Origin of the sequence: Pukyongiella litopenaei, assembly GCF_003008555.2 — a bacterium.
GTDB classification, from domain to species: domain Bacteria; phylum Pseudomonadota; class Alphaproteobacteria; order Rhodobacterales; family Rhodobacteraceae; genus Pukyongiella; species Pukyongiella litopenaei.
In genome coordinates, this window is sequence record NZ_CP043619.1 from 152,985 (window position 1) to 167,434 (window position 14,450).

12 protein-coding genes and 3 pseudogenes are annotated in these 14,450 nt (G+C 60.0%); 8 read left to right on the forward strand and 7 right to left on the reverse strand.

All coding sequences use genetic code 11. The features are described 5' to 3' along the window. The first annotated feature begins 7 nt into the window (after positions 1-7). The 3 genes from C6Y53_RS19735 to trpC all read left to right on the forward strand — a co-directional run bounded on the left by C6Y53_RS19735 (position 8) and on the right by trpC (position 3,421). Positions 8-955 carry a LysR substrate-binding domain-containing protein gene (locus tag C6Y53_RS19735; RefSeq protein ID WP_149615678.1) on the forward strand — a complete coding sequence of 316 codons (948 nt, stop codon included), beginning with the start codon at positions 8-10 and terminating at the stop codon, positions 953-955. A gap of 120 nt (positions 956-1,075) precedes the next feature. Further along, complete coding sequence (locus tag C6Y53_RS19740) at positions 1,076-2,506, forward strand: NAD-dependent succinate-semialdehyde dehydrogenase (protein ID WP_149615679.1); 1,431 nt, start codon at positions 1,076-1,078, stop codon at positions 2,504-2,506. 78 nt (positions 2,507-2,584) lie between these two features. Next, on the forward strand, positions 2,585-3,421 hold the full coding sequence (gene trpC / locus C6Y53_RS19745; protein WP_149615680.1) for an indole-3-glycerol phosphate synthase TrpC: 837 nt from the start codon (positions 2,585-2,587) through the stop codon (positions 3,419-3,421). Here the strand turns inward: trpC and C6Y53_RS19750 are convergent. Continuing rightward, positions 3,393-3,524 (reverse strand): annotated as a pseudogene (locus tag C6Y53_RS19750) (IS481 family transposase); the annotation flags it as partial. The gene trpC and the pseudogene C6Y53_RS19750 overlap by 29 nt on opposite strands. A 703-nt stretch (positions 3,525-4,227) precedes the next feature. On the opposite strand from C6Y53_RS19750, the gene C6Y53_RS19765 reads away from it, so the two are divergent. Next, the gene (locus C6Y53_RS19765; protein WP_342212785.1) at positions 4,228-4,659 is read left to right on the forward strand and encodes a TatD family hydrolase; all 432 of its coding nucleotides are present in this window, start codon (positions 4,228-4,230) and stop codon (positions 4,657-4,659) included. Between the two features lie 33 nt (positions 4,660-4,692). Here the strand turns inward: C6Y53_RS19765 and C6Y53_RS19770 are convergent, their stop codons facing one another. From C6Y53_RS19770 to C6Y53_RS19780, 3 genes are read right to left on the reverse strand one after another with little or no spacing between them, the layout of a single operon-like run. After that, complete coding sequence (locus C6Y53_RS19770; RefSeq protein ID WP_149615583.1) at positions 4,693-5,688, reverse strand: TniQ family protein; 996 nt, start codon at positions 5,686-5,688, stop codon at positions 4,693-4,695. Next, on the reverse strand, positions 5,652-6,506 hold the full coding sequence (locus tag C6Y53_RS19775) for a TniB family NTP-binding protein (protein ID WP_244615033.1): 855 nt from the start codon (positions 6,504-6,506) through the stop codon (positions 5,652-5,654). Before C6Y53_RS19775 ends, C6Y53_RS19770 begins: the two co-directional genes overlap by 37 nt. Further along, positions 6,484-8,001, reverse strand: coding sequence for a Mu transposase C-terminal domain-containing protein (locus C6Y53_RS19780; RefSeq protein WP_149615585.1), 1,518 nt, complete (start codon positions 7,999-8,001; stop codon positions 6,484-6,486). The genes C6Y53_RS19775 and C6Y53_RS19780 overlap by 23 nt, the downstream gene beginning before the upstream one ends. A gap of 262 nt (positions 8,002-8,263) precedes the next feature. Between C6Y53_RS19780 and C6Y53_RS19785 the strand changes: the two genes are divergently transcribed. Continuing rightward, complete coding sequence (locus C6Y53_RS19785; RefSeq protein WP_149615695.1) at positions 8,264-8,932, forward strand: IS6 family transposase; 669 nt, start codon at positions 8,264-8,266, stop codon at positions 8,930-8,932. On the opposite strand, the gene C6Y53_RS21500 is transcribed toward C6Y53_RS19785, so the two are convergent. Continuing rightward, on the reverse strand, positions 8,911-9,759 hold the full coding sequence (locus tag C6Y53_RS21500) for an alpha/beta fold hydrolase (protein ID WP_211299558.1): 849 nt from the start codon (positions 9,757-9,759) through the stop codon (positions 8,911-8,913). The two genes, C6Y53_RS19785 and C6Y53_RS21500, sit on opposite strands and share 22 nt — an antisense overlap. 62 nt (positions 9,760-9,821) lie before the next feature. Then, positions 9,822-11,035, reverse strand: a protein-coding gene (locus C6Y53_RS19795) for an IS3 family transposase (protein WP_149615682.1) whose coding sequence is annotated in 2 segments (ribosomal slippage) — positions 9,822-10,705 and positions 10,705-11,035 — 1,215 coding nt in all. Because the reading frame shifts where the segments join, the coding sequence is not laid out codon by codon here. 141 nt (positions 11,036-11,176) lie between these two features. Between C6Y53_RS19795 and C6Y53_RS19800 the strand changes: the two are divergent. From C6Y53_RS19800 to C6Y53_RS19810, 3 genes and pseudogenes are all read left to right on the forward strand, one after another. Beyond that, positions 11,177-12,220, forward strand: a pseudogene (locus tag C6Y53_RS19800) (MFS transporter); the annotation flags it as partial. Between the two features lie 136 nt (positions 12,221-12,356). Continuing rightward, on the forward strand, positions 12,357-13,262 hold the full coding sequence (locus C6Y53_RS19805) for a LysR family transcriptional regulator (RefSeq protein ID WP_149615683.1): 906 nt from the start codon (positions 12,357-12,359) through the stop codon (positions 13,260-13,262). Positions 13,263-13,410: 148 nt separating this feature from the next. Further along, positions 13,411-14,070 (forward strand): annotated as a pseudogene (locus tag C6Y53_RS19810) (IS30 family transposase); the annotation flags it as partial. A gap of 32 nt (positions 14,071-14,102) precedes the next feature. Here the strand turns inward: C6Y53_RS19810 and C6Y53_RS19815 are convergent. Beyond that, positions 14,103-14,282 (reverse strand): hypothetical protein, encoded by a 180-nt coding sequence (locus C6Y53_RS19815; protein WP_149615684.1) that lies wholly within the window; start codon positions 14,280-14,282, stop codon positions 14,103-14,105. Positions 14,283-14,450 lie beyond the last annotated feature (168 nt).

The following is a 14,450-nucleotide window of genomic DNA, read 5'->3' on the forward strand; positions in this document are numbered from 1 at the left end:
TGACGCCTTGCCAACCGGTCACGCCCGCATCGTCGACCGCGTCACTGCGCGACTGAAGCTCAAACAGCTTCGGCTGCTTGTGGCGGTGGGCAAGCACGGCAACATCCAGTATGCCGCGCGCGAACTGAACGTCTCGCAGCCTTCGGCAACCAAGATGATCCAGGATCTCGAACTGGATTTCGAGGTCCAGCTGTTCGAGCGCACCAACCGAGGTGTCGTGCCAACCCCCTATGGCGAGGCCTTGATCCGCCATGGCAAGCTGATCTTCGCGCAGATCTCCAACGCGGCGCAGGAACTGGACGACCTCAACGAAGGCAGCAGCGGACGGGTGGTGATCGGCACCCTGTTGGCGGCCTCGTCGCACCTGTTGCCGCTGGCGATCGAGCAGGTCCTTCAGGATCGACCCCGCCTGGCCATCAAGGTCGTCGAAGGCACCAACGAGGTGCTGATTCCCGAGTTGCGCTCGGGCGAGATCGACCTCGTTGCGGGCCGGTTGCCGACCCACCGCTACCGCGATGAATTGACACAAGAAAAACTCTTTGACGAACACATCCTCGTGGTTGCCGGTACGGATCACCCGCTGGCCGGTCGCACGGCGTTGGAGTTCGGGGATCTGAAGCAATTCGGCTGGATCCTGCCGCCGGTCGAGACGACCCTCCGGCGCCAACTGAATCAGTACTTTCTGAGACAGGATCAGTACCATCCGCCCTTCGCGCTGGAATCCGTCTCCTACTTGACTAATCGGAGCCTGCTTAGGTCGCGGGATTACATCGCGCTGATGCCTTCCCATGTGGCGGCACAGGATATCGACGTGGGCCTTCTGGTGCGGCTCGACCTCACCCTGCCCTTCGGCAACGGCCCGGTCGGCGTTTCCTATCGCCGGAACGGGCGGATGTCCCCAGCCGGGGAGGCGATGCTCCAGTCCCTGCGCAAAGCGGCGGCCCGGATCGGTTGAGGGCCACGCCTGCCCCTGTTATCCGGAAAAGCGATACCCGTATTCTGGCAATTCACTTGAGAGAAAACCTGGCCTCGCGCGATGAATAGCTCATCCGTCCCAAGTCCGAGGCCTTATCGAATGTATCCTGACCTGAAACTCTATGTCGGTGGCGAATGGCGCAAGTCGTCCGAAGATCTTCCCGTCATCAACCCGGCGACCGAGGACGAGATCGGTCGACTTCCCAAGGCGTCGCGGCGCGACCTTGACGATGCGCTGGCGGCGGCTGTCGAAGGATTTGCCATCTGGCGCAAGACCGCGCCGCGCGAACGGTGCAACGTGATCCGCCGTGCCGCCGCTCTGATGCGTGAGCGGCAGGAGGAAATCGCCCGCGCCATTACGCTGGAACACGGCAAGCCGCTGCCGCAGGCCCGGCTGGAGGTGATCCGCGGCGCTGAGTTCTTTGAATGGGATGCAGGCGAGGCCATGCGGACCTATGGGCGCGTGATCCCGTCGAAACATGGCGAAAGCTTCACCGTCCATCACCAGCCGGTCGGTGTGGTCGCGGCCTTCTCTCCGTGGAATTTCCCGATGAGTCAGCCTGCCCGCAAGATCGGCGGGGCGCTGGCCGCTGGCTGCTCGATCATCCTCAAGGCCGCCGAAGAGACCCCAGCCGGGGCCGTGCACATCGTGCGCGCCTTCGAAGACGCCGGCCTTCCCAAGGGCGTGCTCAACCTCGTCTTCGGCGATCCGGCAGAAATTTCCGGCTACCTAATCCCGCAAGAGCCGGTACGCCTGGTCGCCTTCACCGGCTCGACGGCCGTTGGTCGTCACCTGACAACGATGGCCTCGGAACACATGACCCCGGTGCTGATGGAGCTGGGCGGTCATGCTCCGGTGATTGTCTGCGAGGATACCGACGTGGTCAAGGCCGCGATCAGCGGGGCGGTGCGCAAGTATCGCAACGCCGGGCAGGTCTGCACCTCGCCCACCCGATTCTTCGTGCATGACAGCGTTTATGAAGAATTCCGGGATAACTTCGTCCGTCGCGCCGTCGAGACCGTTGTCGGCAACGGCATGGAGGACGGCGTCGAAATGGGGCCTCTGGCCAACGACCGCCGCATCCCGGCACTGAGCGCGCTGGTTGAGGACGCCCGGGCCAAGGGCGCCGAGATTCTTGCCGGTGGTGAACGTCATGGCAACAAGGGCTACTTCTTCCAGCCAACTGTTCTTGCGGACGTGCCGGACACGGCGCGTGTCATGCAGGAGGAACCGTTCGGTCCGCTTGCCGTCATCAACCCGGTGTCCTCGCTGGACGCGGCCATCGAACAGGCCAATTCGGTGCCCTACGGACTAGCTGGCTATGCTTTCAGCAACCGCGCCGATTACATCGCCCGGCTGGCCGAAGAGGTCCAGGTCGGGAACCTCTCGATCAACACGCTGGAGGCGTCGATGCCCGAAACGCCGTTCGGCGGGGTCAAGTCGAGCGGCTACGGGCGCGAAGGCGGCAGCGAAGGCCTTGACAACTACATGGCCATCAAACACGTGTGGCACTCCAGTCAAATCGTGTGAAACTGCTACACGCTTTTCAACACGTCAACAGTCAATTAAGAGCAACAGGTTGAATGCCCTGTGATCGGAGCAGTCGAAATGAGCGACACTTTCCTCGGCCATATCAAAGCCTACAAGCTTGAGGAAATCCGTGCCGACAAACAGGTGCGGAGCTGGGCCGATGTCGAAGCGGATGCTCGGACGGCTGCTCCCGTCCGACCTTTTGGACAAACCCTGCGGGCCGCGTCCCAAGAGGGGTATGGGCTCATCGCGGAAGTAAAGAAAGCCAGTCCCTCAAAAGGTCTCATTCGCGCAGATTTCGATCCCGCCCACATTGCAGCGGCCTATGCGCATGGGGGCGCGACCTGCCTCTCAGTGCTGACCGATACACCTTCATTCCAGGGCGATAAGGCATTCCTGTCACAGGCGCGATCCGCCTGTCAGCTGCCGGTCTTGCGAAAGGACTTCATGTTCGACCCTTATCAGGTGTCCGAAGCCCGCGCACTGGGCGCTGATTGCGTTCTGTTGATCATGGCCGCGCTGGACGATGGCCAGGCCGCGGAACTGGAAGCGGCCGCCTTCGACTGGGGCATGGATGTTCTGGTGGAAGTCCATGACGAGGCCGAACTGGATCGAGCTTTGGAACTTGAATCGCGTCTGATCGGGATCAACAATCGGGACCTCAAGACGTTTGAAACCGATATAGAGATCACCCGCAGACTGTCAAAACTCGCACCCAGTGATTGTATTCTCGTCAGCGAGAGTGGCCTCTCCACACCGGAGCAATTGGCAGACATGGCGTGGCACGGCGTGCGCTGTTTCCTGATCGGTGAGAGCTTGATGAAGCATGACGATGTAGAGGCCGCCGTCAAGGATCTGCTTTCCCACGCAGTTGTAAAACCCATGTCCGCCACTTCGCGACCGTCTTGGGGTTAATGCCCAACTCCCGGCTCAGCTCCGCGATCGAAGCTTGCGATCGCTGTATTGCTGCTCTGACCGCGTGCGTGGTCGTGGCGCTGCCGTGACGAATTTGGCCCATAATGCTTCCTTCCATTCCAACGAAAGGATCACACCATCAAACCCTGGGATCAAACACCTAGCCTTAGGAACGATGACGGCAGTCAACGAGGATTGCCGCACACATTATGCTGTGACGATTCTACCGACCATCGCGGTAAGTATATCGGGCGCAAGCTTGGAAGAAATTGCATCCAACTCCAAGAGGGGCTGCGACAGGTAAGGATGAAACTTCTCCGACATTAAATTCCCTGCTCCAGCGAACAGATCGACAGGTTCGCCAGATCGAATATGCGCTAGTACCGTTTGAAGATCGGGGGTTTCGTCCCCGGCCTCCACCAGCAGAAACCCGTCATGCTGTTCGACCGAAAACCCCTCGCTTCTCAGTGCTAGCGCGAGGGTTGATGTCTTAACCGTACCGACCCGTGTCGCAATGACTGATGTATGCTCGCCGCCGCTGCGCTATGTGAGGGCTACGCAGCGCCGGGCCTGCTCAGCACAAAGGGGGTCAATATTGGACGCCGATAGGGGGTCAAACTTCAATGCCGATTGACAGTCAAAGCCCGACCAATTGAAAACGGGCGGCTTCGCTTGAAGTGATTGATTTTCACTGCCACATCGATCTGTATCCCAACCCCGCAGAAGTTGCCCAAATCTGCGCGGAGCGCGGCCTATTCGTCCTTTCGGTAACAACCACACCGAGCGCCTGAAAGGTCACAGCTTCGCTGGCCGGGCCTAGAACGCAGACGGCACTCGGCCTGCATCCCCAACTTGCCCACGAGCGCAAATCAGAGTTACCGCTCTTTGACCAATTGCTTCCTCAAACCGACTACGTCGGAGAAATCGGTCTCGACGGCGCGCCCGAGTTCCGCAAGTCATGGCAGGATCAGTGCGATGTGTTTGAGCATATCCTTAGATCCTGTGAGAATGCGGGCGGCCGGGTTATGTCAATCCATAGCCGCCGCGCGGCCAGCGCTGTAGTTGAGCGGCTTGAGGCCTGTCCAAGTGCCGGAACACCCGTCCTGCACTGGTTTTCCGGTAGCCAAAAGGAGTTGGACCGTGCGGTGGATTGCGGCTGCTGGTTCAGTGTAGGCCCTGCCATGCTGGCGGGTGAGAGGGGTTGTCATGGTCACGGTATTCTTGAGACTCTTTCGTAATGGCCATCCATTTTCGATATTTGGTAAGGCTATTCATGAGATATCCATATGGGATTGGCATGCACTTTCGAGGAGCTTCGCCGCGCAATTGAGCAAATCGGACCATTCTGCGTTTTCCCCAAGCTGATCAATCGCCTTCCGCGCCGCCTGAAGATATTCCTGCCTTGGTGCTTGGGTCGTACCCGCGTAGTTCGTAGGCGATTGATTTTTGGGTCCCCCGCCCTCTCGAGGCCTCTGCCGTGGTAAGCTTTCAGCAAGTCGTGAAAGGCGATCCACAACTTTCCGCTTGTGCGGGAAGGCAATCCGAAGCTTGGTCTCGCCAACCCTATCGCTTTTCATCGTCAACGCGGCTGCGAGCAAAGGTCGGGTCATTCCGAGATTGATGGCGGCGAGGGTTTTGAAGCGATCTATTCGGTTCTGGGAAAAGAGCGCACCGTGACGGGGTTCTGGCGCGAGCACGCCAGCGACTTGCAGCGTCAAATCCATGCGTCGACCAGCATGGCGGTCCCCGCGTCGATTGGCGAGCATCAGCTGCTTCGCGCCCTCTTTGGCGCGGGTGCGGAGCCGGGTGGGCAGGTTCACATGTGCCGCTGGATCACGGCCCAATGGCGACAACTCGGATCCGCAGACTTCGCATTGCAACGACCACGCGTAGCGCCAATGGCGCAAAGATACCCCGGGTACCTTGTGAGTGCACGCGGGACAGTGCTGAAAATCCGACCACGAAATGCATTCAATCGGGAATTCAGCCCGTCGCCTGAGCAACATGCGACCGAGCTCCGCAGAAGGCAGACGTAACAATGTGCAGAACCTGTCGAGGTTCACGCCAGCCAAATCTGATTGCGTTTCCGGCGGACGTTCTTGACCAAGCCCCAGATATCGGCAGAGCTCTGGTAGTGAACAATAGTTAGCGTCTGCCAGACGGGCGATCCAGCTTGACAGCAGTTCGTCCTGATAAGGTGCCGGACGCCTCGGCAGAGGTTTGTGGATCACTAAAATGCCGGCTGTGGTTGGTTCCGAACGGTCCAACTATGTTTGGCCCAGATAGGCTGCCAGGATTGGACGGCCTCGTCAGTTATCCGCTCTTCGCCAGTCTCAATGGCGTCGATGGCAAGAGCCTTTATCATCGTGAACACACGCGATGTGACGCCGCCTGTAATACCGAGAATGGTACGTAGAGACTGGACGCTCAGACCAGATCCGCGCTCCAACTGCATGGCAGCAATCAGAGTCTGGACCAGCCGGGAAAACTCAACATCGTCATCCCAGAGTGGCAGAAAATGTTCGTCCAGCCGTCGCGCAAGTTGCTCGTCACCGCGAACCGCCTCAGCAGCTTCATTGACACCAAAGACGACAAGTGATGCGCACAGATCGTTGGAAAGGAAGCGCAGCATGTTCAGGAACCGGCGTTGCTCCCGATAGCTTCCGGCAAGGAGGTTATGGACCTCATCGATCATGATCATCTTCAAGTCCATTCCGCGCAAATGGCTGAGAGCCCGCACCTCCAGTTCGGAGATGGTGTGACGGCCCCACATGGGCGCGCCGATCGACGCCAGGATATGTTGATAGAACCGCCGCTCGTCTGGTGCGGGTGGCGCCTGAAGGAGTAGGATCGGCGTGCGCGTCACCCCGAGGTCTGAGCGATAGTTGCTCGGGTAGAGGCTCTCCATCCGCTTGGCGATCATGGTCTTGCCGATGCCAGAGCTGCCATAAACCATGAGGCCCGGCATTCTGGACTGCCGAGGCATTTCCATCAGGGATATCAATCTGTTGAGAACAATGGTTGCGCGATCAAAGGCGATCCAACGATCGCTGCGAATGAGATCAAGTCTTTCGTCGAGGTCCATCAAAATCATCTATCGGGTAAGTTGGGAGATTGGGGTTACTGGTATCAATCGCAAACATCTCACGGGACGGATCACGCTTCGGTTTGTCGTTTGGCTGGCGTGCTTTGCGTTCTTCGTCCAGGCGCGTCGCAAGCGTTCGTTGCCGCGCCGCGTGGGCGATACGCCGCTGTTCTTCGATGATCCCGAAAAGAATTGCCTCCGATATCCTACCGCCGTGACGCTCATGGAAAATTGCACTGGCGCGCCTCGACTCCCAAAGGGAAACTTTGGGGCGAGAAAGATCCTTGTAGCGCGCGGCAATTGTTCGACCATCGTCGGTTACTACCCATATCCGGGACATATCTCGCGGGTCGTACTTGACCGTAACCTTCCCTGCCCCGCGACCGATCATGGGCGCGAAGGCGTCGCTCCAATAACCGATGGAAAACAGGTTGATCCCGGTCCTGCCAAGTTGGCGGCGTTCGGAAGGAAGGAAACTGATCCGGAAGGCATCTGTATCCACGACCTGTCGGCCGGCATCGTCGCCCCCAAGATCGGCCCAGGCGGCCAGCGGGGTCCGCTTCAATCCGCTGTGGCGTGTATTATGATACCGACAAATCTCCAGCTGCAGCCAGTCCTCGAACTCGTCCAGCGTCATTGAGGCCTTGGCAGCGCTATCATACTCGCCTTTGTCTTTTGGCGAGGATTGCGTCGTTCCCGGCAATACATGCACGGCACCCATCGTCGTGCCGATCAGCCGCTCGATATGCCCACCAATATGCACACGGCCCGGCGGCCGGTACTTGATCGCGATGCCCCATTCCGCGCAAGCCGACCGGAAGGCATCACTGCGAAAGTCCCGCCCGTTATCGACATGGATGGCCTGTGGGATCCCGGCTGTCGGCCAATAGAGTTGCTTAAGCGAACTCGGTGTCCGGACGGACTTCGGCCGCACACAGTGGTCAAGGCAAAGGCAAATGGACAAGACCGATGGCGCGTCGAAAGTGACATAGGCACCCAGTACCACACGGGTCGCGACGTCGATCGCGAGTGTCAGCCATGGTCGTGCTAGAGGTTTGCGCTCAACCTGATCAACTAGGATAATATCCGCCAACGTGTGATCGATCTGGACGACTTCCAGTGGCCGTTCCACCTCCAACTTCCCTGCCCTCGCTTCGAAAACTTGTTTTGCGGCCTTCGCCCCTTTCCGCTTCCGTAACACCTCGCGCTGATCCATGGCATCAAGGCGAGCCTTGATCGTTTGCCGTGCTGGCGGTTGAAAACCTCTGGCAACGCACTCGGCGCGGATCTCGCCCACAATCCTGCGAAAGCTCGGGCGTTCCGGAACCAGATATCGCTCACGCAAGACCCGGGCAATCATGCTTTCAACTTGCGCTGGCAGACGGAGGGAGCCGGGCTTGGGGCCGCTGCGTTTGGGAAGAAGCGAACTTGCCCGGCCATCGTTCTCGCGCAACATGCTCAAAATACGCCAAGCTGTACTGCGCGATATGTTCAACTCGGCCGCCGCCGCCTCCACCGCCCGCCCGATACTTTGACCCCGAGCAAGCGGTGATAACAGTGGTCTTAGCGCCTCTGCCCTTTCTAGCGCTTCGTCACTTGCTTCTTCCGTCACAATCTAAAGTTATCCACAGTGGAAACTGTCTCACGGTTAAAGTTACCATCTCATAAATAACTTTACCATCCTAAAGTTAACCTTACCAAGTCGCCGCTGAAAACAAACGAGAAAATCAACCGTGAGTCTCACGAATTACGTGACCATGACAGGTGCGCAATTCCCGCAGGATGTTATCCTGCACGCGGTCTTTTTCTATGTCCGCTACGCCGTGTCCTATCGCGACCTCGAGGAGATCCTAGCGGAGCGCGGCATCCGCGTCGATCACGCAACTCTGAACCGTTGGGTCGTGAAATATGCATCGGCCCTGGCGGCGGTCGCGCAGCGACGCAAAGCGGCTACGGCTCCGTCCTGGCGTCTCGATGAGACTTACGTGAAGGTCCGCGGGGATTGGTGCTACCTCTATCGTGCAGTGGATCGGAACGGGCAAACCCTTGATTTCATGCTTTCCGAACAACGAAACGAAGCAGCAGCGTTGCGATTTCTGGCCAAGGCAGTCACTGCGAACGGGCTACCCCGATCCTGCGCCATCGACAAGAGCGGCGCTAATACGGCTGGACTCGCAGGGATGAACGAAGCGCTTCGGAAGGTGGGCTCAGACCGGAGAATTGCAGTTTATCGGTCCAAGTACCTCAACAACATCGTGGAGCAGGACCACCGGGCGGTCAAACGGAGGATCAGGCCGATGATGGGCTTCAAGGCGCTAAGCTCAGCGACAGCAACTTTAGACGGTATCGAAACCGCGCACATGATCAGGAAAGGACAACTCGGCGAAAGCTGCCCGTTCGCAATCTATGCCAGCCTTGCGGCCTGAGCGACAACCAAGTGGAACGAATTTCCGCTGGATGCGAACTTTGCGACGGAACCCGTGAAGATGTGCCGACATATCTCTGTCTCTTCCAGCAAAAGGTTGTGCTTCGCACCGGGAATGAACTCGAGCGTCCCCCCCGCCCAGCGGGCCATCCGGCTCTTGACGGCAGATAGGCTTACGAGTTCGTCCTCCTCAGGGCAAAAGCTTATACATGGCAAGCTCGGCGATGGGACTCTGGAGAGTTTCTTGGTTTCTAGTAAGACTTGGTTCAGCCACGTCATACTCGGGCCCCCGGTGTGCAGTTCAGGTGCAGCCTCCGCCTGGCGGACCATGTAGAGATACATGTCTTCATCATTCGTGCGTCGGTTACTTGGGTAGTCTACGCTCAGGATATAGCTCTCGCCTGAATGTCCGGGCGCGTATCGTTGACCGCTGCCCGAGACAGACGCAGCCCAGCTCACAGGCCAGGCGAAGATGCGAGCCAGAAGGGATAGCTTTATGCCCCACATTGGCGCACAGAAGGCGCAAGCTGCGACCGGTAGCCCATTGATAAGGGCCCGAAGCCCGATACATGCCCCCATGGAGTTCCCAAGCAGGTACCAAGGTTCCGGCATTCCAAGTTGACGAGCAGCCTGAACCATCGCCGCGACGTCGAGTTGATAGTCGGAGAACCGTCCGACGTGGCCAAGCTTAGGATCTTGGGCGATGCGATCGGAAAGACCGTGACCGCGCCAATCGACAACCAGCGTCGAGTATCCGAGTTCGGCGAACTCCACCATCGTCCGCCCAAAGGTTTCGATAAACTCAGTTCGCCCGGGGAATTCTAACAAACGATGCGGGCAGCGCGGCCCTTCAGGCAGCCCGGTGATCCAGCCCCCATTTCACCGGACACCTAAGCGGTTTCGGTTTTGGCTCTAATGAACTCGCGAGGCGATTTCCATTTCAGGCCGCTGTGAGGATGGTTTTCGTTATAGTCTTCGATCCAGTCTCCAATCAATGACAGCACAGTTTCGGCATCTGGCAGCGGGTTCACGCGAACGTAGTCACGCTTCAGGGTTTTCACGAACGCCTCTGACATGCCGTTGGATTGCGGGCTCTTGACCGGCGTGAAGCAGGATTTCAACCCGAGTTGTTGCGCGAAGATGCGCGTTTCTTTGGCGGCATAGGCGCTGCCGTTGTCGGAGAGCACCTCGACCCGCTCCGGCGCTTGATAGGCGCGGAACCGGTGCTCAACCGCCTCCAGCAGCATGTCACGCACATCCGATCCGCTGATCCCGGCATTCGCCACCGCCCGCCAGGAGATGATCTCTCGGTCGTGGGCGTCTATCAGAAAAGCCGCCCGGATGATGTCACCGTTCCAGCAGGTGAACTCGAAGCCGTCACTGCACCAACGCAGGTTCGAGCGCATCATCACCACCTTGCCGTCATGGTTCCGTTCGGGCCGGTCAAAGCCGGATCGCTGAAGCAGCAGATCGTTACGCTCCATGATGCGATAGACGCGCTTATGGTTAACAGGCGGCAAGCCCCGCGTACGCAACTCCCGGTTCAAAATGGCGGTAATGCGACGGTAGCCATAGGTCGGGCGCTTCGCCACAAGCGCCTGGATGCGTGGCAGGACCGCCGCGTCCTGGGCTTTATGATAGCCCCGACGCGGCTTTGCGCTTCCGTGCACCCGATCGTGCAGGTTTGAGCGGGACACGCCCAATGTCGTGGCCACCGCTTTCATCGGGAACCGTCCGGTTTCAGCGACTGCGCAAGCAAGGTCGGTTTTTTTGCCCGTGACTTGTCGAGGGCTTCCTTCAGGATTTCCACTTCCATCGTCTTGCGCCCGAGCTGGCGCTCAAGTTCCCGGATGCGGCTTTCCATCTCGCGGACGGTTCTGTTCCCGGTCACGCTGTCATCTTGTGCCACGGCGATGCTGCCCCCTTCGAGCATAAGCTTGCGCCAACGATACAGAAGATTGGGGGCAACGCCATTGCGACGCGCAACAGCAGAAATACTCGCCCCGTCATACTTCGTTTCTTCCACGATCCGCAGCTTCTCCGCCGCAGACCAGCGCCGACGGCGGCCGCCGTCGGTGAGGATTTCAATCTCAGACATGAGCATAAGCTTAAGGCTATCCCTAAGCCTCCTTCGTCAAGACAAGCTGTCCGGTAAAAACGGGGGCCAGTTCACCCGGTCCCCCTGCTTCTCTTCCGAAGCGGCAACCAGGTAATCGCAGGCCCTTTGGGCATCCGCGGCATGTTCGAGCGCGCGCCGGAATACCTGGGCACCACGGAGGCAGTACAAACAGTGGTCGAAGGCGGCTGTGCCTTTGCCGAAACCGCCGCCGGTCAGATCGAAGTCGTGCTCGCCAATGCGGCTCGGGCCGCCGAACTGGGCGGCGAGGCCGGGGTTTACATTGTCGTCACCGGCAGCACCGGCGCCACCGAGGCTTTCCTGACGCTCGGGATCGTCTACTTTGTGGTGATGATGATCGCCGCCTTCCAGTATCGCGTTCCCGCCCCGGACTGGAAACCGGAGGGCTGGGAGCCCAAGCCTGCTGCCAAGGGCATGGTCAGCCAGAACAACGTGCACATCGATCAGGCTCTGAAAACACCGCAATTCTGGCAGCTCTGGGTAATGCTTGCTTCAATGTGACTGCCGGTATCGGCGTGATCGGCGTGGCCAAGACCATGATGACGGAAATCTTCGGTACGGTCATACCGCTGGTGGTCACCGCCGCTTTCGCCTCGACCTACGTGCTGATGATCTTAGTGTTCAACATGGTGGGCCGGTTCTTCTGGGCCTCCACGTCGGACTACATCGGTCGCAAGGCGACCTATATGTGCTTCTTCGTGCTGGGCACCCTACTCTACCTGTCGATCCCCTACTTCGCGAGCGCCGTGGCGACCAACCCGGCCCTGATCTACCTGATCGGCTTCTACGGCGCGACGATGATCATTTTCTCGATGCACGGCGGCGGCGGCTTTGCGACGATCCCAGCCTACCTGGCCGACATGTTCGGCACCATGCACGTAGGCGGCATCCACGGCCGGCCGCTGACTGCGTGGTCCACCGCAGGTGTACTGGGCCCGCTTGCGATAACCTGGCTGCGCCAGATGTGGGTGACGAATGCCATCGAGGATCTCGCCGCCAAGGTCGACCCGGCCGCCTTTGCCGAGAAATTCGGGGCATCTGACCCAGCTCGAACAGCTCGTCGCCGCCAAGACGGTGACGATCGCGCGGCTGATGGAGATCGCGCCCGAGGGCACCATTGACCCGACGCCCTCGCTCTACAACACCACGATGAGCCCGAGCTTCAGGCCGTCGCCGGCGAGTGATGCGCCGCCCGGGGTGCGCTCGCGACCGCGCCCCGGGCTTGATCGGATCATTGTCTTGCGGCATTTCCGATCAAACCAACGGCTCCCGATCGGAAAAACCAATCATGATCGACAAGCTCGAGATGTTCATCGCCCTCGCCCGCGAGCAGCACTTCGGCCGCGCCGCAGAGAGCTTGAATATCTCGCAGCCCACCCTCTCCGCCGGGATCAAGCAACTCGAGGAGGTGCTGGGCACCCAGCTGGTGTTTCGCGGGTCACGCTTCGGCGGGCTGACGCCGGAGGGCCAGAGCGCCCTCGCCTGGGCGCGCAAAATCGTCGCCGACACCCGCCAGATGCGCGACGAAATGCGCGCCAAACGGCACGGACTGGCGGGCGAAATCCGGCTCGCGGTGATCCCTACCGCGCTGACCTGGGCGGCCAACCTCTCCTCCGAGTTCAGCAAGGCACATCCGCGCGTGCGCTTCACCATCCTGTCGCGCACCTCGCGCGAGATCCTCGCCATGCTGGAAAACTTCGAAGTAGATGCGGGCATCTCCTACCTCGATAACGAGCCTCTCGGCCGTGTCGACACGTTACCGATCTACCGCGAGGACTACATGGCAGTCTGCGGCACCAGTCATGCGCTGGCCCGACGCGAGCGTGCCGGCTGGGCTGACCTGGACGGCATCCCCCTCGCACTTCTGACCCCCGACATGCAAAACCGCCGCATCGTGAACCAGCGCATCGCGGAGGCGGGCGCAACCGCAGGCACCTGCATCGAATCCAACTCCATCGTCGTGCTGATCGCCAGTGCGCTGGCGGGCGAGTGCGTGGCGATCCTGCCGACCGATATGGCCCGTTTCCTGGCCACCGGACGCGACCTCGCTCTGCTCCCACTCGATACCGACGGCTCGGGTCACAGCGTCGGGCTGATCCTGCCGCAACGCGATCCGCGCACCCCGGTGCTCGAAGCGCTCAACGTGAAGGCGGCGCAGCTGGCCCGCGCAGGGCGGCCGCCGCTGACCGTTTGATCGGAAACCCAAATCGCCCCACTGGACTGCTTTATTGATCCACGCCGCCCCGGCATCCGATGGTATGCGAAAGGGAGGACGCATAGCCATGCCATCAGCCATGTCCGAATCTTCCATCGAGGAGATTGGCGAGATCATCGCCGTGCACGCGCAACAAGAGACGATCTACCGGTACATATACTCCAGGGAAGGCATGGCGGACGAACTCTGGTGGTACCTGCCGACCCACCGCAAGGCGCGCCGGCCGCGGCGTGCCAGACGACGTCTGCCGCCGAAGTTCCACCGCGATGTCAGCATCCTCTTCCGTCCCGACGATGTCGCGCATCGTCGCCAGTTCGATCACTGGGAAGGCGACTTGATGCTGTTCAAGCAGCGCTTCGGCCAGGCCAACGTGACCTCGCTCGTCGAGCGCGTCAGCCGGTTCACGGTTCTGCTGAAGAATCCGAACAAGCGCACCCAGCCAGTCATCGGCAAGATGATCGAGGCGATCCGCGCCCTGCCCCTCGCGTCGCGCAGATCCATTACCTTCGACCGCGGCAGCGAATTCGTGAGCTGGCCGCACCTGCAGGCCGAGATCGGGACGCAGACCTGGTTCTGCGATCCATCGGCGCCGTGGCAGAAAGGCACGGTGGAGAACACCAACCGCCGCGCCCGTCGTTGGCTACCCCGCAAGCTCGACCCGTCGGCGCTCTCAGATCATCATTTGAAAATGATCTGCGAGCGCCTCAACAACACGCCACGCAAGTGCCTCGGGTGGAAGACGCCGGCAGAAGTCTTCAAGGAGAAGATCCTGGAGAAACGGGCGTGACGCACCTACTCTGGCTCCGCGAGAGTCGCGGTTCAGGTATCGCGCACAACATCTTGCAATAAGGGCGGCAACCATAGAAGAACCATGACCCCGAACGGACGGATCGCCATCCCGCTTGACATGGCCGCCATCAGAGAACCGTTTTTGTCCCGCCCCCGAAACCTGCTGATCTCCTTGAGGCCGTCGAGGTCGTCTTCGTGGTCGATGGACATACGCGCGGCTCTTCCGTTTTCGCGTTCGGTATAGCGAAGCGATCCGAGAGTGTCAGCAGACCGACGGAGATGAGCACCCGGTCGCGTTCGGGCGCTGGTCCGTCCTAATCCCCGCTGCATGGCGAAGCCCCGCACCTGGCCCGAGCGGCGCGCAACCGGTGACGCAGC